This is a genomic window from Mesorhizobium sp. 113-3-3 (genome assembly GCF_016756495.1).
Taxonomy (GTDB): Bacteria; Pseudomonadota; Alphaproteobacteria; order Rhizobiales; family Rhizobiaceae; genus Mesorhizobium.
The window spans coordinates 194727-214143 of the sequence record NZ_AP023245.1 but is presented as its reverse complement, the minus strand read 5'-3'; the positions used below and the strand labels follow the sequence as shown (position 1 = coordinate 214143).

The 19417-nt window shown below is 59.3% G+C and carries 18 protein-coding genes and 3 pseudogenes; 10 read left to right on the top strand and 11 right to left on the bottom strand.

From position 1 onward, the window contains the following. Positions 1-26: 26 nt before the first annotated feature. Both JG746_RS36685 and JG746_RS36680 read left to right on the top strand, forming a co-directional pair. Entirely contained in the window at positions 27-1616 is a 1590-nt protein-coding gene (locus JG746_RS36685; RefSeq protein ID WP_202359587.1) for a hypothetical protein, read from the top strand. Between the two features lie 398 nt (positions 1617-2014). Further along, complete coding sequence (locus JG746_RS36680) at positions 2015-3697, top strand: PAS domain S-box protein (RefSeq protein WP_199200675.1); 1683 nt, start codon at positions 2015-2017, stop codon at positions 3695-3697. A gap of 52 nt (positions 3698-3749) precedes the next feature. On the opposite strand, the gene JG746_RS36675 is transcribed toward JG746_RS36680, so the two are convergent. Continuing rightward, positions 3750-4046, bottom strand: coding sequence for a hypothetical protein (locus JG746_RS36675; RefSeq protein WP_244731065.1), 297 nt, complete (start codon positions 4044-4046; stop codon positions 3750-3752). Between the two features lie 848 nt (positions 4047-4894). On the opposite strand from JG746_RS36675, the gene JG746_RS36670 reads away from it, so the two are divergent. The 3 genes and pseudogenes from JG746_RS36670 to JG746_RS37595 form a co-directional block, all read left to right on the top strand. After that, positions 4895-5179 carry a PRC-barrel domain containing protein gene (locus JG746_RS36670; protein ID WP_199200674.1) on the top strand — a complete coding sequence of 95 codons (285 nt, stop codon included), beginning with the start codon at positions 4895-4897 and terminating at the stop codon, positions 5177-5179. 10 nt (positions 5180-5189) lie between these two features. Continuing rightward, positions 5190-5507, top strand: coding sequence for a plasmid stabilization protein (locus JG746_RS36665; protein ID WP_199200673.1), 318 nt, complete (start codon positions 5190-5192; stop codon positions 5505-5507). Positions 5508-5533: 26 nt separating this feature from the next. Then, positions 5534-6123 (top strand): annotated as a pseudogene (locus JG746_RS37595) (SDR family oxidoreductase); the annotation flags it as partial. A gap of 372 nt (positions 6124-6495) precedes the next feature. Here JG746_RS37595 and JG746_RS37590 read toward each other — a convergent pair. The 5 genes and pseudogenes from JG746_RS37590 to JG746_RS36645 all read right to left on the bottom strand — a co-directional run. Further along, positions 6496-6647, bottom strand: a pseudogene (locus tag JG746_RS37590) (IS91 family transposase); the annotation flags it as partial. Positions 6648-6683: 36 nt separating this feature from the next. Next, positions 6684-7036, bottom strand: a pseudogene (locus JG746_RS37585) (tyrosine-type recombinase/integrase); the annotation flags it as partial. Between the two features lie 150 nt (positions 7037-7186). Beyond that, positions 7187-7501 (bottom strand): DUF982 domain-containing protein, encoded by a 315-nt coding sequence (locus JG746_RS36655; protein WP_199200672.1) that lies wholly within the window; start codon positions 7499-7501, stop codon positions 7187-7189. 213 nt (positions 7502-7714) lie between these two features. Then, positions 7715-7984, bottom strand: a complete 270-nt coding sequence (locus JG746_RS36650) for an usg protein (protein WP_199200671.1) — start codon at positions 7982-7984, stop codon at positions 7715-7717. A 23-nt stretch (positions 7985-8007) separates the two neighbouring features. Next, positions 8008-8352: a hypothetical protein gene (locus JG746_RS36645; RefSeq protein ID WP_020628966.1), complete on the bottom strand. Its 345-nt coding sequence runs from the start codon at positions 8350-8352 to the stop codon at positions 8008-8010. A 340-nt stretch (positions 8353-8692) separates the two neighbouring features. On the opposite strand from JG746_RS36645, the gene groES reads away from it, so the two are divergent. The 4 genes from groES (at position 8693) to JG746_RS36625 (ending at position 12470) form a co-directional block, all read left to right on the top strand. Further along, positions 8693-9007 carry a co-chaperone GroES gene (groES, locus tag JG746_RS36640; protein ID WP_199200842.1) on the top strand — a complete coding sequence of 105 codons (315 nt, stop codon included), beginning with the start codon at positions 8693-8695 and terminating at the stop codon, positions 9005-9007. A gap of 55 nt (positions 9008-9062) precedes the next feature. Next, positions 9063-10691, top strand: a complete 1629-nt coding sequence (gene groL / locus JG746_RS36635) for a chaperonin GroEL (protein ID WP_199200670.1) — start codon at positions 9063-9065, stop codon at positions 10689-10691. 57 nt (positions 10692-10748) lie between these two features. Next, on the top strand, positions 10749-10979 hold the full coding sequence (locus JG746_RS36630; protein ID WP_199200669.1) for a hypothetical protein: 231 nt from the start codon (positions 10749-10751) through the stop codon (positions 10977-10979). A gap of 150 nt (positions 10980-11129) precedes the next feature. After that, a complete protein-coding gene (locus JG746_RS36625; protein ID WP_199200668.1) occupies positions 11130-12470 on the top strand; it encodes a Do family serine endopeptidase in 1341 nt (446 codons plus the stop codon). Between the two features lie 204 nt (positions 12471-12674). Here the strand turns inward: JG746_RS36625 and JG746_RS36620 are convergent, their stop codons facing one another. Together JG746_RS36620 and JG746_RS36615 are read right to left on the bottom strand one after the other, a co-directional pair. Further along, entirely contained in the window at positions 12675-13049 is a 375-nt protein-coding gene (locus tag JG746_RS36620; RefSeq protein ID WP_244731105.1) for an ArsR/SmtB family transcription factor, read from the bottom strand. A gap of 492 nt (positions 13050-13541) precedes the next feature. Further along, positions 13542-15110, bottom strand: coding sequence for a pilus assembly protein (locus JG746_RS36615; protein ID WP_199200666.1), 1569 nt, complete (start codon positions 15108-15110; stop codon positions 13542-13544). Between the two features lie 615 nt (positions 15111-15725). Between JG746_RS36615 and JG746_RS36610 the strand changes: the two genes are divergently transcribed. Then, positions 15726-16478: an outer membrane protein gene (locus JG746_RS36610; RefSeq protein WP_199200665.1), complete on the top strand. Its 753-nt coding sequence runs from the start codon at positions 15726-15728 to the stop codon at positions 16476-16478. A gap of 1451 nt (positions 16479-17929) precedes the next feature. Here JG746_RS36610 and JG746_RS36605 read toward each other — a convergent pair. The 3 genes from JG746_RS36605 to JG746_RS36595 all read right to left on the bottom strand — a co-directional run bounded on the left by JG746_RS36605 (position 17930) and on the right by JG746_RS36595 (position 19406). Next, positions 17930-18238, bottom strand: coding sequence for a DUF1236 domain-containing protein (locus JG746_RS36605; RefSeq protein WP_199200841.1), 309 nt, complete (start codon positions 18236-18238; stop codon positions 17930-17932). A gap of 47 nt (positions 18239-18285) precedes the next feature. Continuing rightward, positions 18286-18522 carry a hypothetical protein gene (locus JG746_RS36600; RefSeq protein WP_199200664.1) on the bottom strand — a complete coding sequence of 79 codons (237 nt, stop codon included), beginning with the start codon at positions 18520-18522 and terminating at the stop codon, positions 18286-18288. 494 nt (positions 18523-19016) lie between these two features. Then, on the bottom strand, positions 19017-19406 hold the full coding sequence (locus tag JG746_RS36595) for a response regulator (RefSeq protein ID WP_199200840.1): 390 nt from the start codon (positions 19404-19406) through the stop codon (positions 19017-19019). Positions 19407-19417 lie beyond the last annotated feature (11 nt).

Sequence of the window (19417 nt, the reverse complement as noted above, 5' to 3'; positions counted from 1 at the left end):
AATGCAGTGTGGTTCGGGTCGGTAGCGTGATCCGCGATCAGCTTGCGGAAACCGGTCATTCCAAACGGATCGAGGATTTAGATCTCGTCGCTTCTCTAGGTGTCAAAACACTTCGATATCCTGCGTTATGGGAACACGTCGAAGCTTTGGGGGGGCAGGATGACTGGAGCTGGCTCGACGAACGGTTTCAAAGGATGCGCCGTCTCGGTATCAGTCCAATCGCAACCCTAATCCATCACGGGAGCGGGCCATCCTGGACGTCCATTCTCGCTCCGGATTTTGCGGCGCGTCTCGCGGCATTTGGCGGTCGGCTTGCTCTTCGATACCCGTGGGTAAAGACTTTCACGCCTATCAACGAACCGATGGCAACCGCCCGCATGAGCGGTCTTTATGGGTTTTGGCATCCGCACCGCGCGGATGAACCAACTTGCCTGCGGCTCCTTGTTGCCCAGTGCCGTGCGATCGCCATGACTATGTCGGCTATCCGCAAGGTCATCCCGGATGCCCGCCTGCTGCAGACGGAGGATTTCGGAAAGATTTTTGCCACCCCAAAACTGGCATACCAAGCTGCTTACGAGAATGGGCGGCGATGGTTATCCATGGATCTGCTTTGTGGGCATGTAGACGCGCGCCATCCGTTCCTTGGGCGCCTCCTCGACGCTGATATCGATCCTGAACATTTGGCTGAGTTGGAGGCCGCGCCCTGCCCTCCGGACCTTGTCGGCGTTGACTATTACCTCACCAGCGACAGGTTCCTCGATCATCGCGTCGAGCGGCATCCTCAAGAACCCGTTGGCGGTAACGGCACAGAGCCCTATGTCGATGTCGCCGCTTTCCGCGCGGGTGTGCCCACCCATACACTCGGGTTTGCCGCACGCGTGCGTGAAGTGTGGCGCCGTTACGCCCTGCCCGCGGTAATCGGAGAAGTGCACAACGCCTGCACGCGTGAGGAACAGCTGCGATGGTTCATGGAGGGATGGGAAGCGGCCTTTGAATGCGCGGCTGAGGGCATTGACGTACGTGCCGTCACGGCTTGGTCACTGTTCGGAGCAGTGGACTGGAATTCCATGATGATGCGCGAGGATGGGTACTACGAATGTGGGGTGTTCGATGTAAGGGCAGATGTGCCGCGCAAAACAATTATGGCTGATGCCATTTCGACCTTAGTGGATAAGCAATCGTTCGGCCATCCCGTGCTGGCACAGACGGGCTGGTGGCGTGCGCCGCGTAAGAGGGGGGCAAAATCGCCCACGATCCAGCTCCGAGGATTTGACCGGCGGCTATCGATCCTGGGAGAGTGTTGCAGTCGCCGTCGACTTACAGCCAGGGCTGCACCCAAGCAGTCAGAATTGTCGGATGTGTGGGTTGAGTTAACCGTAGGGGGCACCGGACGCCGGTCAAGAAGTATTTTGTTTGCCACCTACTGCCCGGGCAAGACCCTCTCGCTCGCCGTGCCCGATGGTGCGGACTGGGTTGCGGCCTGCAACGCGTTCCTCGACCTTGTGATCGACGGACTCACGGGGGCTTACGAGTTGCTCGCCGCACATCGCGACAACCAGTACTGGGTCGCCGAACGCCCGGCACCACATGCCGCTGGCGTGGCTCGTCAGCACTGATGCGGTCTGGCAATGTCGGCGGCGGGCGACATTGACCTGCTAAAAAAGCGCGGCAGTAGAACTAGCTACCGCCGCGTTCAGTAGCGGGTCATTTCATAGTGGGCGACTGCTTGCGCCGTCATCGCTTCGTCCGGCACCTGATTAAGCCTCCTCAAGCAATAGGTTTCCCATGAAATTCAAGGCCTCTTCGAAAGTGGCGATATGCTCCAACGTTCATAAGTCCACGTCTCCGTGTAAGTGGGCACCGGCTTGCGCCTCGAGCCCGCCGCCTTGGAGTGTCGATCCTTACCCCGGCTCGTGTCCAAGCGAGAGCTGGGTACTATGCGTATCATGCAAGCAAACGGGCCTCGTTCTAAAGGACAGATGGAACGAATTGACGTCAGTGACGTTCAGCTTGGTTGAGGAGAAACGGGGATCGCGCGAATGGTGTAATCCTGCATGCCAATAAGGCTGAGCTTGATCTCTTAGGCTATGCCCCCGAGGATTACATCGGTCGACATATTGCCGACTTCTATCCCGACCGCGACACGATCGATGACATTTTGAGTCGGCTCGCCGGTGGCGAGAAAATCTCAAGATATCCGGCACGATTGAGAGCCCAGGACGGCTCTATCAAGAATGTCGAAATCACCTCGAGCGGCCATTTCCGTAATGGCAAGCTGGTCAACACCAGATGCTTCACGGTTGATGTGACCGATCTGGAACAGACGCGTTCCGAGTTGAAGCGGCAGGATAGCACCTATCACCAGATACTCGACGGCCTTCCGGTAGCAATCTACACGACGGATCGGAATGGGATTATCACCTACTACAACCGTGCTGCGGCCGACCTTGCCGGGCGACAGCCCAAGATCGGCAGGGATAAATGGTGCGTCACATTCAAGCTGTTCACCCCGGACGGCAAAGAACTGCCGCATGACGAGTGCCCCATGGCGATCGCGCTCAAGGAAAACCGGCCGGTGCGCGACCAGGAGGCTATAGCGCAGCGCCCGGACGGTTCGCTTTTTCCCTTTCTGCCCTTTCCGACGCCCTTGCGGGATGAAGACGGCAATCTGATCGGCGCCGTGAATATGCTGCTGGACCTGACTGACCGCCAGCGCGCCGAAGAGGTTAAACAGCACCTTTCGGCGATCGTGGAATCCTCGTTTGACGCGATCGTCAGCAAGGATCTCAACACCATCATCAAAAGCTGGAACCACGGCGCCGAACGTCTGTTCGGCTACAGCGCCGAAGAAGCGATCGGCAAGTCAGTGACGATGCTGATTCCGGATGATCATCATGACGAGGAACCCCGCATTCTCGAACGCATTCGCCGGGGCGAGCGGGTTGAAACGCTCGAAACAGTTCGTCGGCGCAAGAACGGCACCCTGGTCCCGGTTTCGCTGACTATATCGCCTGTACGCAATGCCACGGGTCAGATCGTGGGCGCATCGAAGATCGCGCGGGATATCACTTCGGCACGGGAAAGCGAGCAGCGGATTCGCATGCTGATGCGGGAGGTCAACCACCGAGTGAAAAACCAGTATTCGGTGATCTTGTCTATGATCCGGGAAACCAACAAGCGATCGGAAACCCCGAATCAGTTTGAATCCCAGGTCCGCGAGCGCATCATGGCTTTGTCTGCCTCCCACGACTTGCTGGTATCGGCCGATTGGAAGGGAGCGACCGTCGGTGATCTCTTAAGAGCCCAGACCAAGCCTTTCCCGCGGGGCGAAATGGTGGAAATGTCAGGGCCGCCGCTGGTTCTCACTCCCAATGCGGTGCAGTACCTCGGAATAGCCTTCCACGAACTCGCGACCAATTCGGCGAAATACGGTGTCCTTTCCGGGGAGAAGGGCAAGATTGCGGTGAGATGGGGCATTACGGGTGCCGGTGCGTCCGGGCTGTTTCATCTGACCTGGGCAGAAACAGACGGACCGGAAGTGCAGGCCATCGGGCATGGCGGGTTTGGGACGGTGGTCCTGAAACGGGTTGCGCCAGCCGCAATCAATGGACAGGGAAACCTCGACTACGGCCGCAACGGGGTTACCTGGAGCCTGGAAGCGCCGTTAGCGAGCGTGCAAGCCTCCGGCGGTGAATGAGTTAGATTCTGACGCCGCCCAGTCATCTGCGCCCGCTACCCCAAGCCACTCCTCAGTCAACACGGCGGATACGACCGTTATCAAGCCTGAAAACACCGGTGTTGCCGCCCTGCTTCTCGAAATCGGTAAGCAGCTCATCCCATGTACCGAGGAATTCGCCGCAATCATCGCAGACAATCCTCGTATCAGGCTGGGCATCCGCCGGAATTCTCAGCCGGATGGTGAGACAATGAGGGCACTCAAGATTGTGATTGAGATATTCGGCGGTCATGGCGGTTGCCGATTTTACGCTGCAACTGGCCGGTTGCAAGTCTCCCCTGGCAGGCTTAGATCTGGCATCATCAACCATGGCAGGCGCCAGGCAGCTTCGAGTTGTGCCTTCGCAAACCTACGCCCTTTCTGCCTCTTCTCAATGGCGTAGGACGCAGACACATGCCGGCGCTAGACGTGCCTGCCCCACCAAGCAGGCAGACCACGAGAAGCGGGTCTTCCGACGCGCTTTTCCGGGTCACGATAGCCAGCAGCATTAGTCTCACGGGGACATGAGAAAGCCGATCCGTTTCAAGGTTAGCGGTGCGACCTTCGTCATTTTTTGCCTCCCTTCGACCCCGTTCGATTGGAACCTATTTGCGCCCTTCGCGCAAAGCCCGCCTACGACCCGGCTACGACCGTTTTTGAATATGCGCGGGCCCTGCCAAGCGGCGACAGCAACGGGCGTGGTAATTAAGTGCGACCTCCTCGGCGCGCTTCGGATAAAGCAAAAGGGTCCGACGGTACGGGAGCATTTGGATCGGGCGATAGAACAGTTTTTCTTCTCGTCATTGCTCGGCACGAGCAAGATGTTAAAACTGAAGGGATGGCAGAATGCCGAGCAAGCTGCGACATCTCTCATAAGGGGATGAAAGCTTTCCGTCGATGCCGAGCGCGTTAGGCGCTGCGTCCCTGCCCCACAGCTTGGAGGTTTCGTCAGAACCATGGCTGGTCACACGGCCCAGAGGCTCTCCGCAGATGCTAGAGTTCTTGGCATCACAGCCAGGAGGTAGAAGAACAGTCCGGAATTGCTTATGAGGTGAGCCTGCACACCCTCCGACCGGGTCGGCCAAGCCGACTGAAGCCGTACGGCGACCTTATTGCACCGTCGCTGGAACTGTTCGCGTTTTTGCTGGTTGGTTTGTCTGCCAACCGGAGATTTGCACCATGGACCACACCAATCACGTGCGCCTGACGCCCCCAGAACTCACTCCCGATATTCTGGAGGGTGCAACGATCTACGGCCCTGACGATGAAGAGATCGGCTCGGTCGACCATGTGCATGGCAGCCAGGTCGTTATCGATGTCGGCGGCTTTCTGGGTATCGGCGCCAAGCCGGTCGCAGTTCCGGCAAGTCAGCTGGACTTCATGCGCGACGAAGATGGCGACGTTCATGCCGTCACGTCCTGGACAAAGGACGAGTTGAAAAAGATGCCCGAGCATCAAGACTAAGGAGGAAGCAATGCCACGCGGCGACAAATCCAAATACACCGACAAGCAGGAGCGCAAGGCCGACCACATCGCGGAAGGCTATGAGAAGCGAGGCGTCTCCGAGAAAGAGGCGGAGCGGCGCGCCTGGGCGACCGTCAACAAAGACGATGGTGGCGGTAAGAAGGAAGGCGGATCTGGTCGGGGCAAAGATACCGGCCACCCGGCCGCGCATAAGGGTGGCGAGAAGGGCGGCGCGGCGTCCGCCAATCGTTCTGAAGCCGAACGTTCCGCGTCAGCGAAGAAGGCGGCAAAAACGCGAGCCCGTCATGAGCACCACAGCTCTCATTAGCTCTCATTGAACGAGCCGAAGCTCGTCGGACCGCGCTGATGACCGCTGGCGATTCCGGCATTGGCCGGCGGTCGCCGTGCTGTTCGCGCGCGAAGGCGCCGATGTCGCGATCGTCTCTCGAGGGCCGCGACGCCCAGGTGACCAAAGCGGTCGAGGCGGAAGGTAGGCGTTGCGTCATGCTTCGCGGCGAAAACCTGCATTCTGCCGCAGGGCAGTGCAGCAGGCGAAAAGCCGGGCTCGGCGAGCGTCAACACCCGGCTCGATTACGGGCATCGACGGCTCGAAGGAACTTATCGGCTATTCAATGACCAAGCCGGCATCCACATCCGGGCGCTGTCCGCTAACCTCATCGCCAACAGCATTCGTCTCAACGCGGTCGCGCCTGGTCCGGTGTGGACGCCGCTCAACCCGTCACAGCAAAAAGAGGACGTCGCCCAGTTCGGCCAAGACGCCGATGAAGCGGCCGGCGCAGCCGGACGAGATCGCGCCGGCCTATGTGTTCCTAGCCCTACGGCAATGTTCGAGCTACGTCACCGGCGAGATGCTACCGCTACCGATCATTGGGGGTTGTTCGCGCCTTATGCTTGCTCTTTGGCGCCTGGGTCGACAAGCTTAGCGCCTTGAGACGGTCCGTTTTTTTATCCTGAGCGTCGATCACGGCTTTTTGCTTCCGGTGTCGCGCGGTCCATGCGCTCTTTGTTCACACGCCGACGCGGCCGGGAAAATGCTGAAGCCGTGCATTTTTCCATCGCGTCAGCAAGCGCCTGAGACATCTCCCGGGGATCAGGCGGCTGGGCGCGGCTCTATCGGCGTCGATGATGGCCCTGGACACGCGTGGATCCGGTGCCGGATGCCGATAGCCTGCGGCTGAATGATACCATGCCGGCTCATGGGGCGGTCCCCGGGTTGTTGTCTATTTGTCCAGGGGCCGGGCGGCTGCCTCCGGCGGTCGAAGGTCTCGATGACGATCATGCGGCCGCCGCGCGGCGATCATGTGCACGTGCGGATGGGTCATTGCCGAACCCCAGGTGTGGAGCACTGCGTCATGCCGATGCGCGCACCGTGATGCTGCTTCGGATCCGCCGCGATCGTCAGCATCGTCTCCGACGCTGTGAACAGCAGGTCGTAGACCGACGCCCGCACGGTGCGCACCGTCATGAGCCCGCTCGATCTTCATCGCATGCCGCCCCGCAAACAGCCAGCCGTCGCAATGCATCACCCCTTGCTGCGTCCAAGCTTCCACCACTGACGCAGGAGCAGGTCTTGCGACAGCATGGCGTTCCGGTTTTGCCGCGCTCGACACGCAGCAGCATGCGCTCGCTATCGACGTCGGCGATCTTCAGCATCGACAGCGCCGCCGCGCGCAGGCCCGCGCCATAAGCGAGCGACAGCGCGGCCTGGTGCTTGAGGCAGGTGGTGGCGTTGAGCAGCTGGGCAACCTCGTCGCTGCTGAGCACCATGGGCAGTTTGCGTGGATGCGCGAAACGCACGAGCTTTGCGCGCCAGATCGGACGATCGACCGTGCGTGAAGCAGAGGCCCAGCGCGTGCCAAGCGCAGTCTCCGCTGGTCGTCAACCGTCCCACGCTGCATCTGTCCCGTCATCGCTGCAATGTATAACAGGCCATGGGCAGCCGGCGACGCGTCGGGTAGCTCGCTGAGCTGGCGATGTCCTGCGAAATCAACGGTCAATTTCTGTAGGATGCCCTGCACCGCCAATCTTGGGCCCTGTCATCCAAGGCGGCGCCGCGGGAACATCCTCAATGACACCGACCCTGCGTGCCCAAGTCGTAAATGTCTTGTGTGCCGCATCGACGGACTTTCGACCATCATACGCGGAGTAGCAAGTGTCACTCGCCGCTGCGTGAAGCAGGCCGCGCCTTTCGAGCGGCCATTCCTCAAGAAACTCTATCGCATCCATGACAGAAGCGATCCTTCGGAGAGCAAAGCTATCATCTCGTACGAAGATCGCCTGTTTGAACATTCCATCTTCCATGGTGACCTCCCTTCAAACAGTGTGGCAACCGATCCTGCCTCGCCTCTGCGTGGCAAGGATCCAGCAAGTCGGACGCCATAGCAAACAAGACGGAATTCTGCCCGGCATCCGCCAAGCTGCGCTCGACATAGAAAGAGATTGGAAAGACCTCTTTTGGGTTCAAGGGGTGTCGGCAACCGGACAGGTGGGCTGGTCGCCACGATTGGGCGCCGGCTATTGAATGGTAAAAATGCCGTCTACCGCCTTCCATCCGGAAGGCCGGATCAGGCGGTGATGGGCGACGCGCACGGAATGCAGCGCGCCTTCGAGTTCGCGCTCCCAGTAATCCAGAAACCCTTTCAGGATTGGGAATTCCGGTGCGAGATCGTATTCCTGCCAAACGTAGAGCTGCAAAAGGCTTGGATGATCGGGGAGATGATAGTGGATTTCCGCAGTTGTGAGACCGTAGCCCTCCATCTGCAGCCGGAATTCACTGCTGACCATGCGTCTCTCCTTCCTTGTTGCATTCAGGCGTCAAGGTTTTGCGGGCGTTCTCGGTCCCGCCGTTCCTTGAAGTCACTGGCAAGCTCGGCGCGACTATCGTCCAGTCGGCGAAGTGCATCCATGACGGCGTCGAACGTCACCGGGCAAGGAGCACCCGGTGGCTTTCGCAGCGCGGGCATTGATTCGACAGCGCAAGCATCCGATGCCCATGATGCAAGAATGGCGCGCTTTTCCTGAGTGTCGAGCGTGCGGTCGTCCACCACCTCATCGGGGTGATTAAAGTGCCGCGCCGGGAACAGCAGGCGGTCAAGCGAAGGATCAGAGGCCTCAGGCGCGATCAAGGGCATTTTCGACAAGGTTCGTTCCATCGATGGTCTCCGTTTCCTGACAATCTCCTTGGCACTTTGGTGTTGCAGTGATCCCTTTCCGGACTCCAACCGCAAGAAAATTTCGATGAGTTCGGGTCGAATTTCAAGACCTGAAATCGCGCGTCCCAGCGAAAATAGCTTCATGAATTCATGCCCCTAGCAATCTCGAATGCAGAGCGCCAAAATTTTTCCGGCGAGCCCTTGAAACTCGAAAATGCCAAAACTAGCTCGATATGCGCGCGATGCCTGAGAAAGGGGTCGCGACGCCCTGCACTGGTCCGATATTGCCGGTCCGGTGTGGAGGAACCTCAAAAATCTGTTTGTCCTGAAGGAGAACGACATGACGTTCCGTCCATTGCACGATCGTATCCTGGTTCGCCGCATCAAGGCCGAAGAGAAGACGGCCGGCGGTATCATCATCCCCGACACTGCCAAGGAGAAGCCGCAGGAGGGCGAAGTCATCGCCGTCGGCCCGGGTGCGCGCGACGAGAGCGGCAAGCTCACGCCGCTCGATGTCAAGGCCGGCGACCGCATCTTGTTCGGCAAATGGTCCGGCACCGAGATCAAGCTCAACGGCGAGGACCTGCTGATCATGAAGGAAAGCGACGTGATGGGCGTGATCGAGCAGATCGCGGCGGTCAAGAAGGCCGCCTGACCGAGGCTTCAACCGCAATCCAGTCAATGAAGCTGCCTATTGAAGGAGTGATCCAATGGCTGCCAAGGAAGTGAAATTTCATTCCGACGCCCGTGAGCGCATGCTGCGAGGCGTCAACATCCTCGCCGACGCGGTGAAGGTGACGCTCGGCCCCAAGGGCCGCAACGTCGTCATCGACAAGTCGTTCGGCGCCCCGCGCATCACCAAGGACGGCGTCACCGTCGCCAAGGAAATCGAGCTTGAGGACAAGTTCGAGAACATGGGCGCGCAGATGGTCCGCGAAGTCGCTTCGAAGACCAACGACATCGCCGGGGACGGCACCACGACCGCGACCGTTCTCGCGCAGGCGATCGTCAAGGAAGGCGCCAAGGCCGTTGCCTCGGGGATGAACCCGATGGACCTGAAGCGAGGCATCGACAAGGCCGTCGAGGCGATTGTCCAGGAGTTGAAGACCAACGCCCGCAAGGTGACCAGAAATGATGAGATCGCCCAGGTTGGCACCATCTCGGCCAATGGCGATGCCGAGATCGGCCGCTTCCTTGCGGAAGCGATGCAGAAGGTCGGCAATGAGGGCGTCATCACCGTCGAGGAAGCGAAAACCGCGGAAACTGAGTTGGAAGTCGTCGAAGGCATGCAGTTCGACCGTGGCTACCTCAGCCCCTACTTCATCACCAACCAGGACAAGATGCGCGTGGAGCTGGAAGAGCCCTATGTGCTGATCCACGAGAAGAAGCTGTCCAATCTGCAGGCGCTGCTTCCGGTGCTGGAAGCTGTTGTGCAGTCGTCCAAACCGCTGCTGATCATCGCCGAGGATGTCGAGGGCGAGGCGTTGGCGACGCTGGTCGTCAACAAGCTGCGCGGTGGCCTCAAAGTCGCCGCCGTCAAGGCGCCCGGCTTCGGCGACCGCCGCAAGGCGATGCTGGAGGACATTGCCATCCTAACCGGCGGCACCGCGATCTCGGAAGATCTCGGCATCAAGCTTGAGAATGTCACGCTCAACATGCTGGGCCGCGCCAAGAAGGTGTCGATCGAGAAGGAGAACACCACCATCGTCGACGGCGCCGGTTCGAAGGACGAGATCCAGGGTCGTGTCGCCCAGATCAAGGCGCAGATCGAGGAGACCACCTCCGACTACGACAAGGAAAAGCTGCAGGAGCGGCTGGCAAAGCTCGCCGGCGGCGTCGCCGTGATCCGCGTCGGCGGCTCGACCGAGGTCGAGGTCAAGGAACGCAAGGATCGCGTCGACGATGCCATGCATGCGACGCGCGCTGCGGTCGAGGAAGGTGTGTTGCCAGGCGGCGGCGTGGCGCTTCTGCGCGCCGCCAAGGCACTGGACGGCGTGCAGGCCGAGAATGAGGACCAGAAACACGGTATCGAGATCGTCCGCCGCGCGATCGAGGCGCCCGTGCGTCAGATTGCCGAGAACGCCGGCGCGGAAGGCTCCATCATCGTCGGCAAACTGCGTGAGAAGCCGGAGTTCGGCTGGGGCTGGAACGCACAGACCAACGCGTTCGGCGACCTCTACAACGAGGGCGTCATCGATCCGGTGAAGGTGGTGCGGACCGCGCTCCAGGATGCGGCCTCGGTTGCCGGCCTGCTGGTAACGACGGAAGCGATGGTTGCCGAGAAGCCGAAGAAGGATCCCGCCGTTCCGGCAATGCCGGCTGGTGGCATGGACTTCTGACGGTCCGGCTGTGTCCGCGCCCGGTGGGCGCGGACACCCTGACAAATGAGTAGAGCCATGAATGTGATGAACTTGAACGTAATCCCCCCGCCGTCGCGTGCGGCCACCGATCTGAACTACGAAGCAGACCTGAAGGTTGCGCTTGACCCGATACTGGTCGAGTTGCTCGACAGAGCAGAGGCCGCGGGTTGGGACCGGCGCAAAGCGGCATACACGGTGATGTTTCTGGCTGCGCGCCACATCACGGACAGCAAACAGAACCCAGAAATAGCACGTACAGGAAGTTGATGCCTGCCGCGCCCTGACGGGTCCGGCGTTCTGACAATCGAACTGTGCTCGCCGGTTGACGGATCGGACAAGGGAGTCTGGTCCGCCAGGGCAGACCCGATAGCCAGCTGGCAACCGCCGAGAGGAACAATCTACGTTTCGGGGCCTAAAATGACTATGCGATCGTCAAGTTACATCGGCGTGTTCGCCGCATTCTGTCTCTCGCTAACCCCAATGCCAGCGTACCCCGCTGCAGCCGGGTCCGTCGTCAGCAACACTACGCAGCGACCGCTGCCGGACGACCTGGAACAGGTGACGCCTGCGGTGGTCAACATCGCCGTCACTTCGGGTTCATCTGCAGAGACCAATCCGCTCTACAACGACCCCTTCTTCCGGCGCTATTTCAACATGCCTGAGGCCCAGCCCAGGATGAGCGCCGGTTCGGGCGTCATCGTCGATGCCGAAAAGGGTCTTATGCTGACCAATCATCACGTCGTCGCCGATGCCAGCGAGATTTCGGTGACGCTCAAGGATCGCCGCCGGTTCAAGGCGGAACTTGTCGGCATCGATCAGGCGACCGACATCGCCGTGCTCAGGGTCAAGGCAAGCAGGCTCACCGCACTTCCTTTCGGCAACTCCGACACACTTCGGGTCGGTGACACCGTCCTGGCGATCGGCAATCCCTTCGGCCTTGGCCAGACAGTGACGTCAGGGATCGTCCGCGCCCTCGGCCGCAGCGGCCTCAACATCGAAGGCTATGAGGATTTTATCCAGACCGATGCCTCAATCAACCCCGGCAATTCCGGCGGCGCCCTTGTAACTGCCGATGGAAAGCTGGTCGGCATAAACACTGCGATCATAGGGCCGGCCGGCGGTAATGTCGGCATCGGCTTTGCCGTCCCGATCGCGATGGTTTCATCGGTGATGCAACAACTGATCGACCATGGCGAGGTGCGCCGCGGTCGCATCGGCGTCGCCATACAGGACCTCACGCCAGACCTAGCGGATGCTCTCAAATTGACCGACAATTCGGGCGCCCTCGTCGGCAGCGTCGAAGACGGCTCCCCGGCCGCCCATGCGGGGTTGCAGGCCGGCGATGTGATCGTCAGTGTCGACAACCACCCGATCTCCAGTTCGGCTGATCTGAGAAACCGCATCGGTCTGACACCGGTCGGGTCGGATGTGGCCGTCGAATATCTGCGCGATGGCGCCCGCAAGAGGGTGACCATTCGTATCGCGCCGGAAAACGCGGCAGCCTCCGCGCCAGCACTACCCGATCGTCTGGAAGGCGCGCAATTCCAGGACGCCGCCGGCAACGTCGTTGTCTCCCAGGTTAAGGAAGGCAGCGCGGCCGCGCGAGCGGGCTTGCGCGCCGACGACGTCATCGTGGCGGTCAACCGCAAACCGGTTGCCACGGTGGCCGCACTGAATGTCGCGTTGCACGAGGCAAGCGGCACGATCGCGCTGGATCTGTTCCGCGATGGGGCGAAGTTGTTCCTGGTGGTTGGCTAGGAAACCCCAGACTGGGCGAGAGCAATCCAAAAGCATTCATTGATTGGTGCCACCGCAACGCGCTGAGCTTTCTGGCGCAGCGCTCGCCGTAACCGAGCCAAGCGAGGCGTCAGGTCCTTATCCTGGGTAAGGATCCGCCGGGCGAGCCGGCCTACATAGATCAGCCATTCATGTTGGAGGCCACCAGCTCAGCCGCCAACCATCTCACGGTCTCTGTCGAGGTCCCTCTGGCGGTTCAGGAAGCATCTGGTTTCCAGCTAGACCGTCAAGGAGCCTGATAACCTCTTTGGCCTCTTCCGACTTGCATGCATAATAGCGCCACGTGCCTACCGCGCGACATTCGATGATCCCTTGTTCGGCCAGAAGGCTTAGATGCTGGCATGTGGCCGAATGGCTGAGACCCAGTAGGTCAGCTATGTCGCCCACCGTTCTCTCACCGTCGATCAGGTGAACCGCGATCAAGAGGCGCTTGGCATTTCCCAGAACAGTGAGATATCGTGCCGCGACCGCGGCCTGATCTCGAAAGGTGAGGGGCTCGGCCGGTCGCCGTATAGTCAGGTCGGCCTTAATTTCCGCCATACGTTGTCCGACATAAGAAGCCATGGCGCTGGTTCCGGTGTGGAGGCCGAGAAAATGCCTGTGGTGAGAATTTTAGTCAAGCTGATGCTAAAACAGTCCGCCAACTTCGGCCCCGGGTCAGGGCAGAGCCATTGGGTGGGCGTTATCCGGTGAATGCTTAGCTAGTGACGTCGACCCTCGCCGAGCCCTGCTGCGCGAGCGATCAACCTGTTGTAAGCGGCTGCTTCTTCTGAGGTGTCGAAGGCCACAGAAGTGACGCTGCCGTTCACGGCTATAACCACTGCCAGGAATGGAAGGCCTACGACGGCCGGGGCGTAAACGACGAAGGCTGGGCGGACATTTTTCATTGCCCATTGTAGCAGCATTTATGAGTTAACACCTAGTTCTCGCCATAAATGGCAACAAGGCCCGTTGAGCATTCGAGGTGAGCGGGCAGGTCCACGAGCTGATATCAACCAGCCCGGGTCAACAGGGGTACGGCCATAGGTAAGGTTAGTTAGTCAATTGCAGCGCTGTGAATTTCCCGGCGATTTCCTGGAAGACGTTGGGCAGCTTGTTAGGGTCGTTTACGGCGTAATAGTTGCTCGGATCAGTGGCGCATTTGCCGTAAAGCGTCCGGTTGGCCGCGGTGTCGGATTGCAAGGTAATCGTATAGATCTGGACTTGCTGCGCTTTAAGCTTCTGACACACGTCTAGCGTCCAGCGATCCACCATGCGCGCAGCGTCCGTTTGGTTGCTTGTGCCGAAGCGGCCGGACGAGAGAAATCCATAGGAGGTATAATCAGACTTTTCCGGTTCGTTGCTGGCTCCAAAGACGACGTTTTCGCCGTCGGTGAGTAGGACGACAATCTTGCTCGTGTTCGGTGCCTTCCAGGCGGCTCCATCGGTATAAGGCGGATCAGGGGAGAGTACGCGCATGCCCCAGGAAAGCCCCTCGGACACATTCGTGCCAGAGCCGTTCCACTCCTGCATCTGCGCGGCGGCGGTACGCAGTTTATCGAGGTCCGTGGTCAAGGGCACAACTGGTGTTGGACAGGCACGGTTGGGGCCCACCGTCAGCGGCCCTTTCTTATCGTTTATCTTTTTAGCCTTTGGGTTTTTGTACTTGGCGACTTTCTTGTCTTTCCCCTCCTTGTTCGCGCCGTCCTCGACGTCATCCGAGAGATAGGAATTGTTATAGACCTTGGCATCATTGCCATAGCTGGCGGACGGATCAGTGGCGTCGCCGGGGTCGTCCGGCGCGAAATATGGCACGAACAAAGTGTTGGCATCAGCTTGGTCAGGCGCCACATCAGAGATGGCAGCACTCCCTGGACGTGCCTCGACACAGCCCTTCCAGCCGGTACCCTTCCAGCCGGTACCCTCGGCCAGGTCTCTAAACAGGTCCATGTGATTGACGCGCTTACCATCGGGCAGCAACGGGAAATTCACCCCGTTGGTGGGAGACCTGCCATCCATGTCGATCCAGGACGGGTCAAACTCGTCGCCATTGACATTGACTGCTGTGACGAAAGGGACGAGCGCCGCAGTCACCTTTCGGGCCGGTGACTTTGCGCCCTCCAGGTTGTCAAGCAACGCTTTGGTTGCGTCACGCAGGGCCTTGATCTTGGCACCTGCCATCGAACCGGTATTGTCCAAGACCAGTACGACCTCAAGGTTATTGGTCGCCTCGACCGCGCCCGCATCGACCTCGATGTGCTGGTCTGCACCGAACAAGAAAGCAAAGTTCAGCGTTACATCAGCCGAAGCGACCGCCTTGGTCTTTACGGAATTGAGACCCTTGTCGACGGTCAAAACCGCCTTGGCGTTCGAGAGTTCACGGTGGCTGGCTACATTGACCTGGAAATAGCGGTCAAAAGCAGCCTTACGGTCCCCTTCGCTGTCCGACAGGTGCGATGAGGCAAGCGTGGCTGCGTCGAGCGAGGCTTGGAGGCTGACCTTTGCCCGCATGATGGTGGTGACGTCCGTCGCGAAGCCTACGGCCGCGAGGATCGCGGGTAACGCCAAACCCAATAGAAGTGCGAAGTTTCCACGCGTCGAGCGCCAAAAACCGAAAAACATGCTGCCCCCTTGTCGGCCAACCTGCCGATAACAGGGGCATGGTTGATGCGGGGTTTAGGTAACCCCGACCGGGAGCAAAAACGTCCGATTAGTTAATGGTACTCTTACAGCAGTCTGACATTTGTTCGAGGGTCACCCGCCGCGTAGCACGCGCCAAATGTCGTGCCAAAAGTAGGTGATGTTCGACGCCAGCGGCGATAGAGATGACGCCGAAGGCAGAATAACTCGCTCGCCGATTGTCGCACGCGCACTGTTCTATCGTCGCTCGGTTTACAAAGGCAACGAGCGCTTGAAAGATTCGATCACGCTCTCGTCCTCCGAGGGGAGTATGCGAGATGATGATTGGCGAACGACTGATGAACAATTGGCCACGCTTACTAGCGGACGACTATTGCAAACAAGTCCGGCATGGAGGGCTCGCACCCGGCGCGGGAGCAACTGGCGCTCCGCCTGATCGCTCTTTTCAGGGGAGCTGAAGGCCAGTGTAGGCCCAGTCATCGGACGGGCGGTTGGAGCAAGCAAAATTAAAAGTAGTTGCGCAAACATCACAGTCACTTTTACCAGCGTCCGGGTTATTAGCATTGGGAGGATTAATTCTGGGTCGGGAGAAAATACGTGAACAAATTCGTAGCACTTCTGGCTGTTGCCGCCCCGTCGGCAGGCAACGTCGCCTCAGCGGCCGACATGGTGGCGCCAATCGCGGGGTCGACCTATGATTGGAGCGGGTTCTACGCCGGCGGTCATGTCGGCTTTGCCAATGGCGACATCACGGCGACGGATATGACCGAGCCGAACGGTGGGTTTTTCACCGACGCCGTTCCGGCCGGCACAGAAGGCTTCGACTTCAACAAGGGCGGCTTAGCCGGCGGTATCCATGCAGGGGCGCAGTGGCAGTGGGGCCAATGGGTACTGGGCGGCGAGGCCACCTGGACGGCAACGCGCATCCGCAAGACGATTACCAGTCCCTACTTCCCGGACAGCGACACCGAGACCGCCAAAATCTCGAATTATGCGACGGTCGTTGGCCGCGTCGGCTATGCCTTCGATCGCGTGCTGATCTACGCCAAGGCAGGTTATGCTGGCGGTAAGGTGGATTTCCGCGCCCGAAACAACGATGCCCTCGTGACCTACGACAAGAATGAGCCGCAAAACGGCCACGCGCTTGGCGCCGGCATCGACTATGCCCTCACCAACAATCTCTCGCTGGGCGTTGACTATACGCACGTTGACCTCGGCCATAGGACCAGCACGGGTAACAACGTGTTCGATGATGGCACGCTCGGCGCCAATCCGGAGACCTACCGCACCAAGGCAAAAGTCGATGCCGTGATGGCCCGGCTGACCTACAAGTTCGGGATGGGTCAGTAAAAATCGGATTTAGGCTTCAGGGGAGCTCCCAGCCGATGAACTTGTCAGCTGGGGGGCCGCTTCCGCCGTAGACCATCGATCTCCTTCTTCATGTCCTGTCGCCGAAGACGGCGCTGAGGGCTTGCCGAAGATCTCCGCAGCAATCGGCCGCTGAAGCTCGTCATCCATAAGCCCGCCCGGTAATGTTAAGAACGTTTCGTTTACGTTGGCCAGAATATCGGGAATGGAACGCCGGGGAGCGACGGCCTCACATGTGAAAAGGCCGTGCCGATTGACAGTGCAAAGGTCCCCTAGGGGCTCCGCCGCCGGCACCTTTAAGCCGGCACATTCCTGTATCCGCGTTTGATCGGCGCTTTGCACCCGACACGCTTCGCTTGCTGCGGGCCTGACGCCTTGGCGCGGCACGAGCCCTGTCCATCGGGTTAGCGCTTCTGAGACACCCCTCCTGCCAGAGACGTTTCCGACGATGGCCTGCCGCCTTCCTTTTACCCTGACGGTCTTCACGATCACGCGCTGCTCGCCCTTGCTAAAATACCGCTTCACCGCCTTAAGCTGGACTGCAAACGTTCTGAGGTTTATGCTTCGCTCGTCGGCTTCCAATTGGCGATGTTCGAATGATCGGCCCGCAACGTCGCAACGAGATCGGCAAACCTCCTCATTGACATATGAATGGCTGCCATGATGCCACGGGCAATCGCTATCACGACGGGGTGACAAAAGCCTGCGCAGCTCTATTAACCAGCGCTGGTGATCCTCATCCGAACCGGCGCCAAGAACGGGAGCAGTCTCAAGAACTAGGGCCTCCAGCTAAGTGAGCCCCGGGGCTTGTAGCGCGCAGCGATCGCGGTGGCGGGTAAACCGTTGGTCATCATGCCCGCGATGCCTAAGTCAGCACAGCTTTCAGCCGAGCTGGGGCCAGCGCCTAGCTTAGGCAACCCAGCTCTCACGGGACTTCGACGCGAACTGAAGACGCTTGAAGAAAAGCCGCGCGAACTGAGAGCATCTACGGAGCGATGCTTTGGATCGCCGCCAAGCTGCAGAGCAATGGAGGCAAGCACGGAACCTATGGGACGCGAAGAGTAACCTGACGTTCGCTGCGGTGGCATGAAAAGATCAAAGGACCCGGCGAACATAGCGGACTGGCGAGCGGCAGGCGGCGCAAGGCGTGAACAGCGGTATCTGCCAGCGGATCGTGAGCTGGCGGCGCTGCGTTCAGGATGGCAGCAATTTGGGGCGACCCGCAGCCCGCCCTTACCAAGGGAGTGCTCTACCACTAAGCTATCGCAGTAGCTGGCGTCCGAATCGCCCGTCGTCAGCCTGCTTGACCAACAAGAACACGCTTCCCAAATCGGCAGCAGGAACCGGCAGTACTGGCGGGCGGCTCTTCCAAACACAAAAGACCCGCCTATCCAGTTGCGGAAGGCGGGTCTTCGGACCGAGCCTAGTCAGCGTCACTCGACGATCTGAACCACCTTGCGAGTATCGGGGTCCACGAGCACGGCATGATCTCCCACCACGGTGTACTTATACCTGACGTCGGGAACGTCAATCGTGTGAAGCTCGACGGTGTCTGGAAGTGCGGTGCCGACGTTGAGTTCGATGCCGAGCAGGCTGACCGATGCGAGCTTTTGCTTGTGGATGTATTCCCGAACGACGGTTTGCTGTTCGGGCTTGAGAATTACGACGTCCTCCGCAAAGGAAGTCCCAATACCGGCGATGAGAACGAGCGTGCCTGCGGCGCCGACCAGATATTTTTTCATCACAAATTCCTTGTTCATTGAGATGAGTTTCAAATTATGTGTCCCGATCAACCCCCATTGGCCGGCGCGGGCGCCGCAGGTGCGGGCGCAGGAGCCGCAGGCGCAGGCGCCGGGGCTTCGACTTTTGGCGCTTCCACCTTGACGTTGATGTCCTTCCCGCCGCCATGGAGGTTTATGACGCCGGTGAAAATCAGCAACACAACGATCGCAATAAGTCCAAGAACAATGGCGACCGCAGTGCCGCCGCCGCCTCCCGAGTTAACAACAGTTGGTCCGTCAGCCATCTTTTTCTCTCCTAGTTCAACAACTTACCAGTGAACAACGATCAGTGATGCCGAGCGTTCCACGGTGAGGCTAAGGTCTTAGTAGGAGTTGGACTAAGGTCCGACGGGGCAACAATTTCGCAGATCAAGCGAAAGGTAGGGGTCTAGCGCCCTATGACCCGGCCAACCATGGATTGTTTGGTGGTCAGGTATGGCTCTTGCCGCCGGCGGCCCAATGCTCTTGGCGCCACCGGTCCAATGCTCTTCAGTCAATTTTCGTCTCGACTATCGACCTTCGTAAAGCCTCGCGCGCGATGTCAAACTCGGAGGCCGAAATGCTTCCGTCCTCATGGCTCTGGTCCATGATCGTAGCTTCCAACAGCGCGCGTTTTCTGAACTCGCCAAGCGCGCCGACGTCCAAAAAGGCCAGCCGGCGACGATGAATACTCATAGGACGGGGGTGGCCATGGACGGTATCGGTACCAAAATACACCCTCCGAGCATCGCTACGATCGTCAATTTGGCGATTCATATCTTGGCTGATTCACCGGGAGTTCCAGCAACAAATTCTGAAGATCAGAAATCGCGAACGGCTTGGCGAGAACAGGACTGCCAACGTAGGCGGGATCAAGTCCTTGTGAACCGTAGCCGGTCGCGAAAATGAAACATATGCCGCGCTCCTTGAGGGCGTCAGCGATGGGATAACTCGGCTGACCGTCCAGGTTGACATCGACAATAGCAAGATCAAATGCACCCATTCGGGCAAGGTCGAGACCCTGCTGCATGCGCGACGCCACAGCAGCGACTTCATGGCCCATTTCTGTCAACATGTCTTCGACCAGAAAAGCAACCATCGGCTCATCTTCAATCACAAGAACGCGAAGTTTCGTGGCTAAATGGCCCATGAATTCAATCC